Origin of the sequence: Thalassobacillus devorans, from assembly GCF_900176565.1 — a bacterium.
Taxonomy (GTDB): Bacteria; Bacillota; Bacilli; order Bacillales; family Halobacillaceae; genus Thalassobacillus; species Thalassobacillus devorans_A.
Genome location: NZ_FXEH01000005.1, coordinates 552,947 through 573,116, shown reverse-complemented (window position 1 = coordinate 573,116; position 20,170 = coordinate 552,947). Strand labels below are relative to the sequence as shown.

The 20,170-nt window shown below is 41.6% G+C and carries 16 protein-coding genes; 15 read left to right on the top strand and 1 reads right to left on the bottom strand.

From position 1 onward, the window contains the following. Nucleotides 1-32: 32 nt before the first annotated feature. The 4 genes from B9Y67_RS07500 to B9Y67_RS07485 all read left to right on the top strand — a co-directional run bounded on the left by B9Y67_RS07500 (nt 33) and on the right by B9Y67_RS07485 (nt 5,371). Entirely contained in the window at nt 33-1,220 is a 1,188-nt protein-coding gene (locus B9Y67_RS07500; RefSeq protein WP_085506122.1) for an aminotransferase class I/II-fold pyridoxal phosphate-dependent enzyme, read from the top strand. Next, entirely contained in the window at nt 1,217-2,863 is a 1,647-nt protein-coding gene (locus tag B9Y67_RS07495; RefSeq protein WP_085506121.1) for a thiamine pyrophosphate-dependent enzyme, read from the top strand. The genes B9Y67_RS07500 and B9Y67_RS07495 overlap by 4 nt, the downstream gene beginning before the upstream one ends. 96 nt (nt 2,864-2,959) lie before the next feature. After that, nucleotides 2,960-4,147, top strand: a complete 1,188-nt coding sequence (locus B9Y67_RS07490) for a CaiB/BaiF CoA transferase family protein (RefSeq protein ID WP_085506120.1) — start codon at nt 2,960-2,962, stop codon at nt 4,145-4,147. A gap of 15 nt (nt 4,148-4,162) precedes the next feature. Continuing rightward, nucleotides 4,163-5,371, top strand: coding sequence for an acyl-CoA dehydrogenase family protein (locus B9Y67_RS07485; protein ID WP_085506726.1), 1,209 nt, complete (start codon nt 4,163-4,165; stop codon nt 5,369-5,371). 323 nt (nt 5,372-5,694) lie between these two features. On the opposite strand, the gene B9Y67_RS07480 is transcribed toward B9Y67_RS07485, so the two are convergent. Continuing rightward, nucleotides 5,695-6,909 carry an ROK family transcriptional regulator gene (locus B9Y67_RS07480; RefSeq protein WP_085506119.1) on the bottom strand — a complete coding sequence of 405 codons (1,215 nt, stop codon included), beginning with the start codon at nt 6,907-6,909 and terminating at the stop codon, nt 5,695-5,697. A gap of 117 nt (nt 6,910-7,026) precedes the next feature. Here B9Y67_RS07480 and B9Y67_RS07475 point away from each other — a divergent pair, with 117 nt between their 5' ends. The 11 genes from B9Y67_RS07475 to B9Y67_RS07425 all read left to right on the top strand — a co-directional run bounded on the left by B9Y67_RS07475 (nt 7,027) and on the right by B9Y67_RS07425 (nt 20,140). After that, nucleotides 7,027-8,046, top strand: coding sequence for a family 43 glycosylhydrolase (locus tag B9Y67_RS07475; protein WP_085506118.1), 1,020 nt, complete (start codon nt 7,027-7,029; stop codon nt 8,044-8,046). Between the two features lie 23 nt (nt 8,047-8,069). Next, on the top strand, nt 8,070-9,149 hold the full coding sequence (locus tag B9Y67_RS07470) for a M24 family metallopeptidase (protein ID WP_085506117.1): 1,080 nt from the start codon (nt 8,070-8,072) through the stop codon (nt 9,147-9,149). Between the two features lie 133 nt (nt 9,150-9,282). Beyond that, on the top strand, nt 9,283-10,539 hold the full coding sequence (locus tag B9Y67_RS07465) for an ABC transporter substrate-binding protein (protein ID WP_085506116.1): 1,257 nt from the start codon (nt 9,283-9,285) through the stop codon (nt 10,537-10,539). Nucleotides 10,540-10,617: 78 nt separating this feature from the next. Then, nucleotides 10,618-11,526 (top strand): carbohydrate ABC transporter permease, encoded by a 909-nt coding sequence (locus B9Y67_RS07460; RefSeq protein ID WP_085506115.1) that lies wholly within the window; start codon nt 10,618-10,620, stop codon nt 11,524-11,526. After that, a complete protein-coding gene (locus B9Y67_RS07455) occupies nt 11,516-12,349 on the top strand; it encodes a carbohydrate ABC transporter permease (RefSeq protein WP_085506114.1) in 834 nt (277 codons plus the stop codon). Before B9Y67_RS07460 ends, B9Y67_RS07455 begins: the two co-directional genes overlap by 11 nt. A 22-nt stretch (nt 12,350-12,371) precedes the next feature. Beyond that, nucleotides 12,372-14,126: a glycoside hydrolase family 2 protein gene (locus tag B9Y67_RS07450; protein WP_085506113.1), complete on the top strand. Its 1,755-nt coding sequence runs from the start codon at nt 12,372-12,374 to the stop codon at nt 14,124-14,126. Between the two features lie 55 nt (nt 14,127-14,181). Next, complete coding sequence (locus B9Y67_RS07445) at nt 14,182-15,408, top strand: family 1 glycosylhydrolase (RefSeq protein ID WP_085506112.1); 1,227 nt, start codon at nt 14,182-14,184, stop codon at nt 15,406-15,408. A gap of 81 nt (nt 15,409-15,489) precedes the next feature. Then, on the top strand, nt 15,490-16,647 hold the full coding sequence (locus B9Y67_RS07440; RefSeq protein WP_085506111.1) for a galactokinase: 1,158 nt from the start codon (nt 15,490-15,492) through the stop codon (nt 16,645-16,647). Nucleotides 16,648-16,662: 15 nt separating this feature from the next. After that, nucleotides 16,663-17,652, top strand: coding sequence for a UDP-glucose 4-epimerase GalE (galE, locus tag B9Y67_RS07435; protein ID WP_085506110.1), 990 nt, complete (start codon nt 16,663-16,665; stop codon nt 17,650-17,652). Nucleotides 17,653-17,675: 23 nt separating this feature from the next. Then, nucleotides 17,676-19,187 (top strand): UDP-glucose--hexose-1-phosphate uridylyltransferase, encoded by a 1,512-nt coding sequence (galT, locus tag B9Y67_RS07430; RefSeq protein WP_254901784.1) that lies wholly within the window; start codon nt 17,676-17,678, stop codon nt 19,185-19,187. Between the two features lie 200 nt (nt 19,188-19,387). Continuing rightward, a complete protein-coding gene (locus B9Y67_RS07425; protein WP_085506108.1) occupies nt 19,388-20,140 on the top strand; it encodes an IclR family transcriptional regulator in 753 nt (250 codons plus the stop codon). Nucleotides 20,141-20,170 lie beyond the last annotated feature (30 nt).

Below are 20,170 nucleotides of genomic sequence, written 5' to 3'. Positions count from 1 at the left end.
CATAAAATATCCTGTAAAAGAAAGGTGAAAACATGAATTTTCAGTCTGAGGCAGTGTCAAGTATACCTCCTTATCTATTTTCAAAAATCAATCAACGAAAAAAAGAGTTAATTGAACATGGAATGGATGTAATTGATTTGGGGATAGGTGCTCCTGATCTACCTACACCACCTCACATCGTAGATAAATTAAAAGAAGAAATGGAAGACCCGCTAAATTTCAAATATTCCCCTTATGGAGGGTGTTCAGAGTTCCGTGAAGCAGTAGCAACTTTTTACGAACGTGAATTTTCTGTAAGACTTGATTCCGAAAAAGAAGTGCTTACCTTAATAGGGTCAAAAGAGGGAATCGGCCATTTACTTCCTGCGGTAATGAACCCCGGTGATCATTTCTTAGTACCTGACCCAGGTTACCCGGTATACGAATCAGCATCTGTCTTGGCAAGAATCAAAACTATCCCTTTTCCGTTAAAAGAAGAAAATCGATTTGTACTAGACTTCAATGATATTCCTGTAGAAAAAGCAAACCAAGCGAAGGCTATGATTCTAAACTATCCGGGAAACCCGACTTCAGCTACTGTCACCCTTGAGTTTTTCCAACGAGCAGCCGATTTTGCGGAAAAGTATGATTTATTGCTCATTCATGATTCAGCTTACAATATGATAACTTTTAAAGATTATGAAGCTCCTAGCCTATTACAAGCTGATATCAATAGAGAAAGGGTAGTAGAGTTCGGGTCACTCTCCAAAAGCTACTGCATGACGGGTTGGAGAATAGGTTATGCTGTGGGGTCTCAAGCAGCTTTAAACAGTCTCTGCGTGATTAAAAGTAATCTAGATACCAGCCAGTTTTTACCAATACAAAAAGCTGCGGCTTATGCTTTGTCAGGAGATCAATCCTTTATGAAAGAATATAATACTATCTTTGAGAATCGTATGCTTATTATGTATAACGCCTTGCAGGAAGCTGGAATAGAGGCAAGCAAACCGAATGGAAGTATATTCTTATGGTGTAAAGTACCACTAAGGCTTACATCTAAGGAATTTGCTGAGCAATTATTAGAACAAACTGGTGTCATCATTACGCCAGGTTCTGCATTTGGATTGCAAGGTGAAGGTTTTTTCCGAGTTTCTTTATCTTCTGGTGAAGATAGATTGCAAGAAGCAGCTAAGCGGATTGCGAACTTTATCCGTACTCCAATAAGGAGGGATTTGATATGACCCGTATGACAAGCGCTGAAGCAATTGTGGAATGTATGAAACGCGAACACGTAGAGCGTGTATTTTGTGTACCTGGAGAAAGCTACCTTCCTTTAATGGAGGCTATTTATAATGAAAATGGAATTGAATTAATTTCCAACCGCCATGAAGGTGGAGCAGCATTTATGGCTGAGGGTTACGCCAAGACTTCCAACATGCCTGCAGTAGTGATGGCAACTCGTGGAGTTGGTGCAGCAAACCTTTCCATTGGCATTCACACTGCTTATCAAGATTCTACTCCCATGGTCGTTTTCCTGGGACAGGTACATACTAAATTCCGTGGGCGAGAAGGGTTTCAGGAAATGGAACTTGACCGTTTCCTGGAACAGGCAACGAAGTGGGGCGTAGAGATTCGTGATCCGGAACGTACAACTGAGCTGGTGCAGCGTGCCTTCCGGATTGCAAAATCAGGGCGCCCAGGTCCGGTTGTTGTTTCACTCCCAGAAAATGTATTGCCGGAAAAAGCTGAAATGAGATTCGCACAGAGTACTACTATCTCCAAACCTGCACTTTCATCGCAACAAGTGGAAGAAATCTTATCACAATTAAAGAAAGCCGAGCGACCGGTTATCATTGCAGGAGGGGGAGTCAAGCTTTCCAACGGTGAAGAAGCACTTCAATCTTTCAGTGAAAAAACGAATATACCAGTAATGGCTTCTTTCCGGAGGCATGATGTACTATCCAATGACCACCAGCTGTATTGCGGTCATTTAGGTCTTGGTACACCTGCTACTCAAATAGAAACAGTTCAACAGGCCGATGTGATTTTTGCCATTGGCACAAGACTCTCAGAGGTTACTACCCAGGATTATTCCTTATTAAAGTCTGAACAGACGTTAATCCATATTGACATTGAACCAGATATTTTGGGGAGGGTTTTCCCACCTGAATTCGGGTTTGTAGCAGATGCAAAAGCAGCCCTTCATTCTCTGACAGCGGCAATAAAAGAAAGAGATTATACTAAGTGGAACAAATGGAGTGATGAACGAAGAGAAACTTTTCTAAGCAGTTCACGTATGGAAGATATACAGGAATTAGAATGGCCTATCAGCTATAAAGGAATAATCCAGGCTTTTAACGAATTGTGCCCTATGGATACGATTATTACAAACGATGCCGGGAATTTTGCAACATGGATGCATAATTTCCATATCTTTACTGGAAGGAAATCATACGCTGGACCCACTTCTGGAGCAATGGGTTATGGTTTACCAGCTGGTGTCGGCGCCAAAATGGCTTCCCCTGAACGCCCTGTTATTGTATTTGCTGGTGATGGAGGCTTTATGATGACTCTTCAAGAGGTTGAGACAGCTGTCCGAAATAAAACTCCCGTTATTGTTCTGGTATTCAACAATTCCTCCTATGGAACGATTAGGATGCACCAAGAAAAAACATTCCCTGATCATGTGATTGGGACAGAACTATCTAACGTTAATTATTCAAAATTGGCAGAAGCGCTCGGAGCGCGTGGAATAAGTATAGATTCTGTCACTCATTTCCGTGAGGCTTTTAAAGAGGCGCTTCAAGAAATAGACAGACCAACCATTATGGAATTAAAAATGAACCCTAACCAAGTTTCGGTAGGAATGCAATTAATGAGCTAAGGTAAATCAGCTGTTCCTAACCACACTTGGGAACAGCTGAATTTTTAAAAGATAGGCGATTATGGACTAATAAATCTTTATAAAGAAGGTGTTGATGTGACGAAAGCTTTAGGTAATATACGCATTTTAGATTTGACGAGAGTATTAGCAGGACCTTATTGTACGATGATTCTTGGAGATTTAGGGGCCGAGGTAATTAAGGTTGAGGCCCCACGCGGGAGCGATGAAACGAGAGAATGGGGTCCTCCGTATGCCAATGATGTAAGCGCATACTATTTGTGCGCTAATAGGAACAAGAGAGCTGTCACTATTAATCTTAAATCTGAACGTGGCAGAAAGATATTAAAAGATCTGGTTAAAAAGTCAGACGTGGTGATTGATAACTTCAAACATACTACGATGAAAAAATGGGGATTGGACTATGAAAACCTAAAAGAGCTCAATCCGCAAATAATTAGCTGTTCTATTACCGGATTTGGTCAGAATGGGCCCTATAACCACCTCCCAGGATATGATTTTATCATTCAGGCTCTTAGTGGATTAATGAGTATCACCGGGACAAAAGAAAGCGGGCCGGTGAAAGTCGGGGTAGCTATATCAGATATTTTAACTGGATTATATTCAGCCATAGGAATTCTTGCTGCTATCAATGAAAGAAACCAATCCAATAAAGGGCAGAGTATTGATATTTCTTTGTTTGATTCCCAAGTAAGCGCCCTCGCAAATGTGGCTAGTAACTACTTAGTTTCCGAAAACATCCCTCAACTTCTAGGGAATCAACATCCTAATATTGTGCCCTATCAAGTGTTTAGCACACTAGATGGAGAGATCGTTATAGCTGTCGGTAATGATGGTCAATTTTCCCGGCTCTGTAGTCTGCTGGGGTTGGAGCAACTCACCAATCATCCTAAATTCTCATCGAATTCACTTCGTCTTCAAAATCGCGAAAAACTCATAGATTTAATTTCTAACAAGATAAAAGAGAAAAGCACAAAAGAATGGAATGAACTTTTACAAGATAATGGTATACCCTGTGGTCCAATAAACAATATAAAAGATGTATTTGAAGATCCACAAGTAAAAGCGAGAGAAATGGCTCTTGAAGTCGAACATCCTACAGCTGGAAGCGTAAAACTTGTGGGAAGCCCATTGAAACTTTCTCGAACACCTGTTGATTACAAAAGACACCCGCCACTTCCAGGAGAACATACAGAAGAAGTGCTGACAGACATGGGATACACCCTTGAAGATATAGAGGATCTTAAAGGTAAAAATATAATTTAGGAGGTTGGTAGAATGATGGAGTTTAGTTATTCAGAAGAACAGGAAATGGTCAGAAAAATGGTGAGAGACTTTGTGGATAAAGAGATTATGCCTTATATTGCTGAATGGGATGCCAAGGGTCACTTTGAGACTAGCATCATCAATCGTTTAGCTGAATTAGATTTGATGGGAGTGTGCATTCCCGAAGAATATGGAGGAAGTGGGATGGATTATAACTCCCTTGCAATTGTATGCGAAGAACTAGAAAGAGGAGACACAGCGTTTCGAACTGCCGTGTCTGTCCATACCGGATTAAATAGTATGACACTTCTTCAATGGGGAAATGAAATGCAAAAGCAAAAATACTTGGTACCACAAGCAAAGGGCCAAAAAATTGCAGCATTCGGTTTAACGGAACCAAACGCCGGATCAGATGTTGCTGCCCTACAGACAACGGCGGTAAAAGAAGGAGATTATTATATATTAAATGGATCGAAAACCTGGATATCACTTTGTGATGCTGCTGATCATTTCCTGGTCTTTGCCTATACAGATAAATCAGCACAACATAAAGGCATTTCTTGTTTTATTGTAGAACGGGATATGCAAGGGTTTTCCTCGAAAGCAATTAAAGGAAAGCTGGGGATACGTGCTGGAAATACAGGGGAAATCTTTTTTGATCATGTTAAAGTGCCTAAGGAAAATTTGGTAGGAGAAGAAGGAGAAGGATTTAAAATAGCGATGTCCGCACTTGATAATGGCCGGTTCACTGTTGCAGCTGGTGCTTGTGGGACAATCATGGCATGTTTAGAAGCGTCTATAAAATACTGTGAAGAAAGAACAACCTTCGGAAAAGAAATTGGAAAACATCAGCTCGTCCAGCAAATGATAGCCAAAATGGAGGCAGGTCTGCAAATGTCAAGGCTTCTCGTATTTCGTTCAGGCTGGCTCAAGAATCAAGGAAAGAGAAATACGCGAGAAACGTCCCTGGCTAAATGGCAAGCTTGTGATTTTGCTAATGAAGCTGCCAATGATGCTGTTCAAATCCATGGGGCCTATGGTTATTCTAATGAATATCCCGTTGAACGCTATTTAAGAAACTCTAAGGCTCCTGTCATATATGAAGGGACAAGAGAAATACACACACTTATGCAAGCAGATTACGTACTCGGTTATCGACAAGATAAGCCTCTTCGAAAAACTTTGCCAGCATGGCCATATAAGGAACATACTGCTAATATATAGGAAGATTATTTAAGGTGTTCAACCAACTTTGTAAGGCAGGGTGTTAAGCCATAACTTTAACTGCAAGTACCAAGGTTTACTTAAAGTTCATTGATGAGGATTCTCAACTTATCTGTATACTTCACGGCATTATTATTAAAGGAGCCTATAGATAGCGGGTACGCTGATTCCAAGTATCGTGCTATTCTAGTATAGAATAGAAGTCCTGTATCTTTAGGGCTTCTTATTTGTGTTAGACGAGAAGGAAGCGTGCGTACCCCAGGTTATCCAGATATTGGATGGATCCGGGGTATACTTGAGTTTATACCCCAGTTCCAATTTTTTTAATCCGTATCCGTTCTGGAAAAAAGCTCTACCAGAATCAATGACACAGCGCCTAACGCTGTGGCGTTTGCTCCTAATTTAGAAAGTAACACTTCTGTATTTTTAGCGGACTTCGTCAATCCCCTGCTTTGAATCGTAGTTTTCACACTATCTAATAGGAATTCTCCTGCCTGGGAAACTCCTCCGCCGATGATGATTCTGTTTGGATTGAGCGTATGAATAAGGTTCGTGAGTCCAATGCCAAGATAAAGACCTGCTTCCTTTAATATATCAATACTGAGCTGGTCTCCCTTTTTAGCTGCTTCGTGAATCAAGCGGCCGCCAATTTCCTCAAGGTTATTGTCTACCATATCCTGCAACAGGCTTTGTTTTCCGATTGCTATTTCCCTTGCTGCTTTCTCTGCTAACGCAGGACCAGAGGCCAGGGTTTGCAAGCATCCGTAATTCCCGCAGCTGCATTTTGGTCCACGGATGTCAATGGTCATATGACCGATTTCACCTGCGATTGAATTCTCTCCATGAAACAGTTTCCCATTAATGATAATTCCCGCGCCAATGCCTCGACCGAGGTTTACCGTTACGATATTTTCTGCCCCATTCCCATTTCCAAACCATAGTTCACCAAGTGCCATAGCTCTGGCATCGTTTTCTACCTTCACTAGAATACCGAACTCTTCTTCCAGAAAATCTTTAATGTAAATATCCTGTAATTGTAGATTAGGGGCGAACAGGGATACTCCTTCTTCCACATCTACTACCCCGTGCATGCCAACGCCGATTCCAATGATTTTGTCCTGCTTGCCTTGTTGAGAAGCAATTAACTGTTGGACGGTCACTTTCATAAGCTCAAGCAATTCATCATTAGATGTCGGCTGTGGGATAGGGGTTTGACTTTCCGTAACCAATGTGCCATTCAAATCCGTTAATACAGACTTCATTAAGGTAGGGCCAACGTCAAGACCGATTATATAAAAATTGCTGGCGTTAATGATAAGCATCGTAGGTTTTCTGCCGCCCTTTGAAACACCTTGGGAGCTCTCCTTGATCATACCTGTTTCCAATAACTCCTTGACGATGCTGCTGACGGTAGGAGGAGTGAGATGGGTTTCTTTAGCGATATCTGCTCTTGATATTGGTCCATCTGTTCTTATTTTATTAAGTATGACTGATCGATTGAGGGATTTCATTAACTGGAAGCTGCCTTTTACCTGCATAGTAGATTCCTCCATTTTAAATCTAGAAAAGAATTGAAATATCCTTTCCCTTATACTAACATAAAGATAGTTAAATTAATTAAGTAAGTTTAGTTATTTCACATTTGGGGGGATGTTATGCAGAAAAAATGGCTGGTTATCACTTTGCTTTTGCTAATAGTTGGTGGCGGACCAGGTTATATGGCATATAACCATTTCGTAACAAAAGAATTCCAAAACCCTGTTTTTGAACCCGTGCTGGCTGATCCTTCTGTCATCAAAGGGGAAGACGGCTACTATTATGCATATGGAACAGAGGACGCCTGGGGAGATGATACACAGCCGAAGTTAATACCGGTGGTCTGCTCGAAAAACCTTGTGGATTGGGAATATGTAGGGGAAGCATTTGAAGAAAAGCCTTCATGGAAAGGGAGCGGCGCACTATGGGCTCCTGAAATTACCAAGCATAATGGCCAGTACTACCTTTATTATTCCTTATCGATCTGGGGGGATTCTAATCCTGGTATAGGGGTCGCTGTTTCGGAAAATCCGGAAGGCCCTTTTGAAGATAAGGGGAAGTTATTTGATAGTGAGGAAATAGGAGTACAAAACTCGATTGATCCATTTTTTTATGTCCAGGGTGGTGCACCTTTCCTAATGTGGGGGAGTTTTCATGGTATCTATGGAGTGGAATTATCGGAGGATGGTACCTCTATAAAGGGAGAGAAATTCCAAGTTGCTGGTACCGATTATGAAGCCCCTTATATCATCGAAAGAGAAGGATATTATTATTTTTTTGGTTCCAGAGGTTCCTGTTGTGAAGGGGAAAATAGCACCTATAATGTCGCTGTAGGGCGCTCGGAAAATTTTAAAGGCCCCTATGTAGACAAGGAAGGTAATAAACTGACAAACAATGGCGGGACGGTCATCCTTGAAGGAAATGATACATTTGCTGGGCCAGGACATAATGCAATTGTTCAGGATGAGTCAGGTGACGATTGGATTGTCTATCACGCTATTGATAAGAAGGATCCTTTGCTATGGACGGGGGCCAGTAGAAGGCCTTTAATGCTGGATCCGATTAAATGGGAAGATGGCTGGCCGGTTATTGAAGGAGGCGTTCCGGAAGATATCCCGCAAAAAACACCGGATGTTTGAGAGACATCGTATAGGAGGAGTCTATGAATATACAAAAAGTAAGATCTTACTTAGAAGAAAATAGTCTGGATGGTATTTTGTTGAGAAAACGTAATAATTTTTCCTGGGTAACGGAAGGAAGGTACAACCACATTGTACAAGCTACTGACCAGGGAGTAGCCGATTTAATCATCACCAGGGATGAAGCCCACTTAGTGACGTCTGAAATGGAAAAAAGAAGATTAGTAGAAGAGGAATGCTCCCAGTTCCCGTTTGAGGTTGAAGTTGCTACGGTTGATTGGTTCAAAAGTACAGATGGTTTGATCGAGGAGATTACATCAGGGAAGAAGATGGTGACAGATTCTCCTTATAAAGACTGGAAGGTAGTAGATGAAGAGCTTAGTATATGGAGATCCGAACTAAGCGAAAAGGAAATAGAAAGCTACAGGGACTTGTGTCAAAGGGCTGCAAGAGCTGTAGAAGAAATTTGTAAATCGATCAAACCAGGACAAACAGAGCATGAAATCGAAGCGGCATTAGCAGCAAAAGTAATCGCACAAGGAATCAAAGCCCAAGTTATCCTGGTGGCTACGGATGAACGGATTTACCGTTATCGCCATCCGATTCCTACAGGAAAAATACTGGATAAAGAAGCAATGATTGTGCTTTGTGCCGAAAGAGCTGGTCTCGTAGCTAATGTCACCAGGTTTGTTCACTTTGGTGAAATGTCCCAACAGGTGCAGGAAAATAAAGAAAGAGTCGCAAGAATTGATGCAATGATGAATGTGACAACCTTGCCTGGTAACACGGCAGGTGACGTTATCCAGGCGGGTATCGCACAATATGAAAAAGAGGGATTTCCGGATGATTGGAAGTTGTTACATCAAGGTGGGCTGACAGGTTATGCCTCCAGAGAGTTTTTAGCTGATCCAAATACCTCCCATATCATCAAAAGCAATCAAGCTTACGCATGGAATCCATCCTTACCGGGGGTGAAATCAGAAGACACGATTCTCGTAAAAGATAACGATGTGGAATTCCTTACCTACACTGGGGAATGGGTTTATCAGGAAGTAGAGGTAAAAGGCAAAAAGGTGAAAAGGCCAGATATTTTAAAAAGATAAGCTGTTGACAGAAAACTAGTTTAATAGTAATCTTGTTTTAACAACATAGTTAATTTATTTAATTAACTATCATATTTTTTGCAGAGTTCTGTAAGCGGTTTCTGATTTTATTACAATTATAGGGGGCAAGGATATGTCAGCAAGTAAAAAGTGGTTACCCATATTGTTTGCTAGTTTGATGGTTTTTGTTTTGGCTGCTTGTTCAGGTGGAGATTCAGGAGATGGCGGTGGATCCAATGGAGGAGATAAAATTACTCTTTGGGCACCTTTTTCTGGACCCGATGGACCAAAAATGAAGGAAATTGTCGACGAATATAATGACTCTCAGGAAGATTATAATATTAATTTACAAATTGTACCTCAATCGGAGTACTACAAAACAGTCGATTTAGCAGTTAATGGAGAAAAAAACATGCCGGAAATGATGGTCATGCATGGTGATCAGATCATTTCCTACGCTAACAAAGATGTGCTTAAAAACTTAGGCGATATCGTTGGAGACACGGTAGAAGAAGATGCTTACCATGAAAAAGGCTGGGAGAATGCAACAGTCGATGGTGAATTGTATGGTGTGCCTTTGGATATTCACCCGTTGATGTTCTATTGGAACAAAGATCTTTTTGAAGAAGCTGGTTTAGATCCGGATTTTCCACCGACTAACCGGGAAGAATTCGTTGAATATGCCAAAAAATTAACCGATAAAGATAAACAGCAATATGGTTTTGTTGTTCCGACATTATGGCCTCAGCAGTTCATTTTCCCTACAATTGTAAGTCAGAATGGTGGAGAATTGTATGCCGATGGGGAAGCTCAATTCACCTCAGAGCCTGTTCAGGAAGCTCTCCAGTTCCAACTTGATTTAATCCAAAAACATAATGTTTCTCCAGCTGATGTACAACAGGATGGAGAAGTTACATTATTCGTTCAGGGAAAAAATGCGATGCATCTTAATGGACCTTGGATGATGCAGCAATGGGAAGACTCAGGCATCAACTATGGTGTAGCCCCAGTTCCACAACTAGGAACAGAACAGGAAGCAGTGTTTGCAAACTCTCATAACTTTGTCATCCCTGAAAGTGTCAGCGATGAAAAAGTAGAAGGCATTACAGATTTCTTGACTTATGTAAGTGAAAACGGAATGGCTTGGGCTGAATCTGGCCAGGCTCCAGCAGCAAAAGCAACTTACGAAAGCGATGAATTCCAGGAAATGAAACAGCAGCCAGAGGCTGCCAAGCAATTTGACAATGCTGTATTTTCACCAAAGGTAGAAAACTGGGGTCAAATTTCAGATCCATTGTATAACGCGATCAATGAAGTATTACTTGGACAAAAAGACGTCCAGGACGCCTTAGAGGATGCTCAAAAGCAGGCAGATGAAAGGTTGCAATAACTAAACATGGGCAGGTAGCTACCTGCCCTTCTATATTTAGTTAACAGAATTTTTTGTAATAGAAGGAAGGTAGAAATCATGAACACAAGAAAGTCTTCTTTTACGTCAGCTTTGTTTGTTTTACCCTACTTTATCATGTTCATGACTTTTTTGGTGGTCCCGCTTGTCTATGGGGTGTATATCAGTTTTCATGAATGGGATCTTTTATCGAGTGACCGCCCGTTAGTGGGGTTGAAAAATTATATTGCTCTGTTTAACCCGGATTCATATTTGAGTTCGTTATTCTTTGAAGGTCTTTGGAATACGTTTCAATTCGTCATTTATTCTGTACCTTTATTGGTGTTTTTAGGTCTTGGTCTGGCGTTGCTGGTAAATAGCTTACCTGCAAAACTAAGGGGGTATTTCAGAACTTTTTATTTTATCCCTTATTCCATTTCTGTATCTGTCATCGCTATCATATGGCTTTGGCTGTTAGATACAAACTCAGGGCTGATCAACAATTACTTAGTAAAAATGGGTTTTGACCCGATTCCCTGGTTGACAAGCATGCCTTATGCCTGGATTTCCATTGTGGCAGCAACCTTATGGTGGACAGTTGGGTTTAATATGATCATTTTCATCAATGCGTTGAATGAGGTGCCTGGAGATTTGTATGAAGCCAGCGCTATTGATGGAGCAAGTGCGTGGCAGAACTTCATCCATATTACACTTCCATCCATCCGTCCTATTATGTTATTCGTTGTGATCACTTCAACCATTGCTTCCTTCAATATATATGGACAGCCATACCTGATGACTGGTGGTGGGCCAGGCGATTCCACAGAAGTGCTTCTAATGGGTATTGTCGAGCAAGCTTTCGAACAAAGACAGCTGGGATCTGCCTCGGCAATGGCAATCGTCATGGCATTAATCATGATTGTCGTATCCATCATTCAATTTAAAGTATCCAATTCTACTAAAAAGAGAGGTGCAAATCATGCAGAATAAAACAAAAACAATATTTCTGGTCTTGTTAGCGAGTATTGTAGCTATCATTTTCCTCGCCCCGCTTTTCTGGATGTTTTCCACTTCTTTTAAGTCAGATATTGAAGCGATATCTGGTGGTCTGAATTGGCTTCCACAGGAATTTACCACCGAAAACTACACGTACACTCTGCTTAGTCAAGGGCTGAATGTTCCAGTGCTCAAGTGGATGTTCAATTCCCTGTTTGCTGGGATAACCGGTACATTGATCATTGTATTTATTGATGCAATGGCAGCGTACGCTCTTGCCAGATTGGATGTGCCTTTTAAGAAAATATTATTACCGATGTTTATCAGTACATTGATGATTCCTTGGGTCATCACATTCCTTCCTTTATATATGCAGTTCAGCAACGCAGGTCTTTTAGACACTTATGCTGTATTGATTTTCCCATATACCGCTAATGCTTTCGGTGTTTTCCTGCTTTATCAATTTTTCCGTTCGTTCCCGAAAGAACTGGAAGAAGCTGCTCATCTGGATGGAGCTAATAAATGGCAGATTTTTACGAAAGTCGTCTTGCCGTCTGCCAGACCGATCATGTGGACGCTGGGCATTTTCTCTTTTATGACAATCTATAATGATTTCTTATGGCCATTAGTTGCGACTAGTTCACCAGAAATGAGAACCATTACTACTGGTATTGCTATTATGCAGCAGGGTAGTTTTGTATCTTCTTATGGTAAGTTGATGGCCTTAACTTCTATCGCTACTGTTCCAATCATCATCATTTTCTTAATCGGACAAAAACAACTGATCAAAGGTATTACACAAACAGGTATTAAGTAATCGCAGGAATAGGAGGAGAACGATGAATAATGTTCGTAATGAATATCCCCGCCCGCAATTTGTACGGGAAGAGTGGGTCAATCTAAATGGAGAATGGAATTTTTCATTTGATGACAATAAGAAGGGATTAACAGAAAAATGGTATGACTCTTTTCCAAAAGAGAAAAAGATCCTTGTCCCGTTTGCTTTCCAGACCGAGAAAAGCGGTATTAATGACCCTTCTTTCCATGACGTCGTCTGGTATCATCGTGAATTTGATGTCCCGGATAACTGGGAAGATAAGAAACTATTGCTCCATTTTGGGGCAGTGGACTATCGTGCCTGGGTGTATGTGAATGGAGAAATGGTCACTTTCCATGAAGGTGGAAACACTCCTTTCCAAGCTAATATCACCCATGCGGTCAAAGAAGGAAGCAATGAACTAGTGGTTCGTGTAGAAGATCCTTCCGAAGACGAAACAATCCCTCGTGGAAAACAATATTGGCATGAGAAACCAGAATCCATCTTTTACACAAGAACAACTGGAATTTGGCAGACCGTCTGGATGGAAGCAGTAGAAAACACACATATCGATTCTATCCGCTGGACCCCGCAGATTGATCGCGGTGACATTGAGCTGGAGGCAGAATTCGCTGGTGACATCGATGAAGATGTTGAACTACAGGTGACCATACAATTTGAAGGTCAAACGATTATTTCTGATCGTGCCACCGTTTTTGAAAACTATACGAAGCGAAGTTTCAATTTAAGGAACAGGTTTACCGATCGTAGTAATATTCACCACTCGGGATGGTACTGGACCCCGGAAACCCCTAATTTATTTGATGTCGAATTGAAATCGATAAAGGGTGGTCGAGAGACGGACAACGTTACTAGTTATTTCGGTATGCGAAAAGTTTCCATTGATCATGGAGAATTCCGTTTAAATAATAAGCCTTACTATCAAAAACTGGTGCTTGACCAAGGCTACTTTCCAGGTGCTTTGTTGACGGCTCCTACAGATGATGACTTGAAGCAGGACATTGTCCTCGCTAAAGAAATGGGTTTTAATGGGGCACGTAAACACCAGAAAGTAGAAGATCCACGTTACCTTTACTGGGCAGATAAGCTAGGGTTCCTGGTATGGGGAGAAATGGCTAACGCTGCTGAGTATAGTGAAGATGCTGTCCGAAGAATTTCAGCGGAATGGGGCGAGGCTGTTAAAAGGGATTATAGCCATCCGAGCATCGTTGCCTGGGTTCCTTTGAATGAGAGTTGGGGTATTTCAAGAGTGGCTCATGAAACCCAACAGCAGCATCATTCATTAGGTATGTATTACTTAACCAAATCCCTTGATACAACCCGGCCGGTTCTTTCTAATGAAGGATGGGAGCATACGATCTCAGACATTTGCGGCGTCCATAATTATCGTTCGGCAGACATTATGGCTGATTACTTTAAAGATATTGAATCAGCAACAGGGATGACTGCTGCTGACCGGCCCGTTTATGCAGAAGGTTTTTCCTATCGGGGTGAACCTGTCATGGTGACGGAATATGGGGGAATCGCCTACGAAATCGGTGAAAAAGGCTGGGGTTATTCATCCGTAAGTACAAGTGAAGACCTGGTCGAAGAATACCGCAGGCAAACTGAAGCATTACAACAATCGCCGATTCTGCAAGGGTATTGCTATACCCAATTAACAGATGTGGAACAGGAGATTAATGGATTACTAACCTATGATCGAAAGCCAAAATGCGAATTAGAAAAAATTAAAAAAATCAACGACCAAAAATAATCAAATATCGGGTGGTATTATGCCATCCGATTTTTCTATAGGGGTGAAGCGGTAAATGGAACAAAATATGGACTTTATTTGGGCTGTAGGAATTGAGGACACGTTCGTAACCCAGGTAGAAAAAGGAGAACGTCCATTAGATGAATATGCACTGACCCAGCATTATGAATGTTGGAAAGAAGATTTGGATCTCGCCCGGGAGTCTGGTGCCAGGATGATCAGGTATGGAATTCCGTGGTATAAGGTGGAGAATGAAGAAGGTGTCTTTGACTGGGAATGGGTAGATGAAGTCATGAATTATTTTCGTAAGCACCCGGATTTGATACCAATTATAGATCTGATGCATTATGGGACACCTCATTGGTTGAAGAATGAGTTCAGTAATGGAAGATATCCGGATTGTGTCGCTAAATATGCTGCAGCTTTTGCAGAAAGGTACAGCGATATTGTGAAATACTATACTCCACTTAATGAGCCCTATGTAAATGCAGAGTTCTGTGGGTTGAATGGTGTGTGGCCGCCTTATCATACGGGGCTGCATGGGTTTTACCACATGATCATGCAACTCGGAAAAGGAATCATCAAGACCGTCAAGGCCATTCAGTCCATAGATTCAGAAGCAGTGATGGTGCATGTGGATGCGACGAAGAAATACTTCACTTATGATCCAGCATTACAGACAGAGGTGGATATATGGAATGAAAATAGGTTTGTCATGTGGGAACTTCTAAATGGCCGTGTGAATGAAGACCATCCATTATACCAGCTTATGCTGCAATATGGTGTCTCTACAGAAGAAGTCAAATGGTTCAAGGAACATAATTGCAACTTTGATATCGTTGGCATCAATTATTATCCGCAATTTAGTGTACATGAAGTGAAACGGGATGATAAAGGATATATTATCTATCCCCACGTCTTAGGTACAGGGGAAGAGTTAAAGGATATTATCCGGGAAGCGGTAAATCGCTATCAAGCCCCTATCATGATTACGGAGACCAGTTTTAGAGGATCTGAAACAGAAAGGGTGGAGTGGCTGAATGATTCCGTCGATGCCTGCTTTTCCCTTAGAAATGAGGGGATAGACCTGCTTGGTTATACCTGGTTCCCTTTCTTCGATCTAGTAGACTGGGAATACCGGGTATCGGGTAAAAGCGCAGAAGAAGAATTGATGCCTTTTGGACTTTACACGTTAGAAATGAATGAAAAAGGCCAAATGGTTCGAAAGGAAAATAGAGTAGGCAGAAGATTTAAAGAAATAGTTAAGAACATAAAAACATAATTAATTAAATTAACTAAGTATGTTACAATGTAGTAGAAACAAGCGTGAAATAGGGAAATTGAAGGAAAATGAGGTGTCAGGATGAAACAACTTCGCAATACGTTTACAGAACGTTTCGGTGATTTGGAAAACACGTTATCTTTTTTTGCACCTGGCCGTGTTAATTTGATCGGAGAGCATACCGACTATAATGGCGGACATGTATTTCCTTGTGCCTTGAGCGTAGGCACCTATGCGATTGCCAGGAAACGGGACGATAAAAAAGTTCACTTGTATTCTATGAACTTTGAAGAAATGGGAGTTATAGAAACAAAGATAGATAATCTAGAGTACGATAAAACACGAGATTGGGCGAATTACCCGATCGGTGTGGCTGTGATGCTGAAAGAAGCAGGTTATGAGATTAACCAGGGAGTGGACATTGCTTTTTATGGAAATATCCCGAATGGTGCTGGTCTATCTTCATCTGCTTCGTTAGAACTGGTCACAGCTATAGCGTTAAAAGAATTATTTCACCTCGATATAGATAAAGTGGAAATGGTAAGGCTTGCCCAAAAGGCAGAAAATGAGTTCGTAGGTGTGAATTGTGGAATCATGGATCAATTTGCGAGCGGGCTTGGTAAGAAAGACCATGCGATTCTTCTGGATTGCGATACATTGGACTACCAGTATACTCCGATTGTTCTCAAAAATGAGAAGCTGATCATCACGAATACCAATAAACGGAGAGGCCTGGCAGATTCTAAATATAACGAAAGAAGATCTCAATGTGAAACAGCGCTGAAAGAATTGCAGGCTGAACTCGCCATTGATTCCTTAGGTGACCTTACACGGGAAGAATTTGAACAACATAAACATTTGATTTCAGATAAAGTAGTACAGAAAAGAGCGAAACATGCCGTTTATGAAAATGTCCGTACCGTAGAAGCGGTACAAAAGTTGAATAGCGGTGATATTGAGGGATTTGGCCGATTGATGAATGAATCCCATGAATCATTAAGGGACGATTATGAAGTGACGGGGAAAGAACTGGATGCATTGGCAGAGGCCGCCTGGCAGGAAGGAGCGATTGGCTCACGAATGACTGGGGCTGGTTTCGGTGGCTGTACGATAAGTATTGTCCCTGAGGAAGCAACCGATCGCTTTATTGAAAATGTTGGCCGCAGGTACTACGAAAGTACAGGTCTGGAAGCAGATTTTTATGTAGTGGACATTGGCGATGGAGCAAAGACGTTATAAAAGGAGGGCTTTTTAATGACCGTATTAGTATGTGGTGGAGCAGGATATATTGGGAGCCATGCCGTAGCACAGCTTTTAGACAAACAAGAAGACGTGGTTGTAGTGGACAACCTGCAGAAGGGGCATCAGCAAGCATTATTCAACGGTGCTGTCTTCTACCAGGGTGACCTTCGGGATGAAAGTTTTATGGATAAAGTGTTCGAGGAAAACAACATCGACGCTGTCATCCACTTTGCTGCTGATTCTCTTGTAGGGGAAAGTGTGGAAGAGCCATTGAAATATTACGATAATAATGTGTATGGTGCGGTTTGTCTATTGAAGGCTATGGCAAAGCATAACATCAAAAAGATCGTCTTTTCCTCCACAGCAGCTGTTTATGGGGACCCCGAACAGATCCCTATCCAGGAAACAGATGCTACAAACCCGGCCAATCCTTATGGAGAGACAAAGCTTGCCATTGAGAAAATGTTGAAATGGGCCGAACAGGCGCATGGCATCAAGCATGTGGTATTACGATACTTCAATGTAGCTGGTGCAGATCCTGAGGGAAGAATTGGAGAGGATCATCGTCCGGAGACTCACCTCATTCCGATTATTCTCCAGGTTGCTTTAGGTAAAAGGGAGAACATCTACATTTTTGGAGAAGATTATGATACCAAGGATGGGACGTGTATCCGCGATTATATTCATGTTACTGACCTTGTTGATGCTCATCATCTCGCTATAAAGAAATTACGGGAAGATGGAAAGAGTGCCGTTTATAATTTGGGTAATGGCCATGGCTTTACCGTTAAGGAAGTAATTGGCGCTGCCAGAAAAGTGACGGGGCATGAGATACCGGCAGAAGTAGCTCCTCGTCGAGCGGGTGACCCGGCTCAATTAGTTGCTTCTTCGGAAAAAGCGATCAATGAATTAGGCTGGAGTCCGAACTATTCCGATATCGACACCATGATTCGAACAGCATGGAATTGGTTTCAGAAAAATCCGGACGGCTATCAGGCTTAATAATAGGAGGTGCAGGCATGACCATCAATATCTATCAAGAGATCGATCGATTGATTCAATATGGATTGCAAAAGAAAATGATCACTGTGTGGGATACGGATTATGTACGCAATGGATTATTGGACCTGTTCCAGCTAAAAGACTACCAGCCGCAAGAGGTGATAGATGAACAGCTGGAAACTCCTGTTAAGATTCTGGAACCTATGCTGGATTATGCTGCTGCTCAGGGGTTGATTTCAGAGGATACCGTGACACAACGGGACTTGTTTGATTCCCGTATCATGGACCAGCTGCTGCCGAAACCTGGTGAAGTCAATAAAACATTTTATCATTATTACGAATCAGAAGGACCTGTTGCGGCTACCGATTATTTTTACCAGCTTGCTCAATCGTCTAATTATATCAGGACAAACCGGATTGCTAAAAATGTCCACTGGTACAGCCCTACATCTTACGGGGACCTTGAAATAACGATTAATTTGTCCAAGCCGGAAAAGGATCCAAAAGCGATAGCAGCGGCAAAGGCTAATAAAGCTGTAGCTTATCCCAAGTGTTTGTTATGTAAAGAAAATGTCGGCTATGCAGGCAGATTGGATCACCCTGCCAGACAGAACCACCGTATCATACCGATGGAACTGGAAGGTGAAAGGTGGTACTTACAATACTCGCCCTACGTTTATTATAATGAACATGCTATTGTCCTATCCCGTGACCACCGCCCGATGGAAATTTCCGAGGATGGTTTTAACCGGCTGCTCCATTTTATACAGCAGCTGCCACACTACTTCGTGGGATCCAACGCCGACCTGCCAATCGTGGGAGGGTCTATTCTCAGCCATGATCACTTCCAGGCAGGTCACCATGAGTTTCCAATGGCTAAAGCTCCGATAGAAGAGTATTTTTCCATTGACGGGTTTTCAGAGGTCACTGCAGGTATCGTCAAATGGCCGATGTCTGTAATCAGGCTCCAGGGGGAAGACCGGGAGCAGGTAGCCGCGCTTGGCGGCAGGATTCTTCACTCCTGGAGAAATTATGGTGATGAAAGTGTCGGTATTTTTGCTGAGACTGGTGGCGATCCGCATAACACCATCACCCCGATTGCCCGCATGCGGGATGGGTTGTATGAACTGGATCTCGTATTAAGAAACAACCGTACAGATGATGAATATCCGCTTGGCATCTTCCACCCCCATCAGGAAGTCCATCATATCAAGAAAGAAAATATCGGACTGATAGAAGTCATGGGGCTTGCCGTGCTTCCTGGCAGATTGGTAGAAGAGATGGAAGTGCTGGGAGAATACATCCTAAATGATAAGCTGGATACAGAAGGAAAAGAAGATGACCGGATGGCCAAACATGTTGAGTGGGCCAAGCGGATAAAAAATGAGTATACGGATTTAAATGAAAACAATGTCAAACAGGTTCTTCAAGAAGAAATAGGGAAAACATTTTCGACTGTACTGGAGCATGCCGGTGTATTTAAACAAGATAAGGAAGGGAAAGAGGCGTTTAGACGTTTTATTAACCAAATCTAATCGCTCAACAAAAAGGAAAGGCTGCATAGTCTTTCCTTTTTTAATCCTGTAACATGTGACAATACACCAAATACATAACTTTCTTTGAAAAATTAATTTATAAAGTTGACAAATTTCTGAATTTTATATAGGATAGTAATCACTATAAGGAAAGCGGTTACACAATAAGGAACAACTACTTAGTAAAAAGGTGAAAATGAATGATTCAATCTGTTGATCGATCTTTAAAAATTTTAGAATACCTTAAAGAACACCCAAAAGGTCTGGGAATTACAGAGATAGCCAATCGTTTAGGAGTAGCTAAAAGTACTGCTCACCGTTTGGTAATGACTTTAGAAGAGCATGGATATATTAAGCAAATGCAGGAAAAAAGCGTTTACCGTCTTGGATTAAAGTTTCTTGAGATGAGTAATATTGTCGTTGATCAGTTGAATATCGTTGAGCTTGCTCATCCAATTATGGAGAAAATCTCTAACCAGACCGACAAAATATCCCACTTAGTAATGCTTGATGATTCTCATGTCATCTATATTGATAAAGTGGAGACTCCATCTGCTGTACGTATCTATTCCCAATTGGGTAAACGTGCTCCGATTTATTGTACTGGGGTAGGAAAAGCTATAGCTGCTTACTTTGATGAAGCACAACTAACTCGTTACCTGTCTGAAAACTCTTTTCATAAGTTCACCAAAAACACCTATACAGAAGAAAAGGAATTCAGACATGAACTTGAGCGAATTAATAGGAATGGATATTCCATTGATAATGAAGAGCACGAAGAAGGGATCCGGTGTGTTGCTGTTCCTATATTCGATCATTTAAATAGCGTGAACTATTCCGTTAGTATTACAGGAACTTCCGTACAAATGACGGACCAGCATATCCAGGAATACCTGCCATTGTTAAAAAAATCTGCAACTGAAATATCAAGTTTACTGGGTTTTGCCCAGTAAATTTTATATTCATATTACGGAACATCGTTC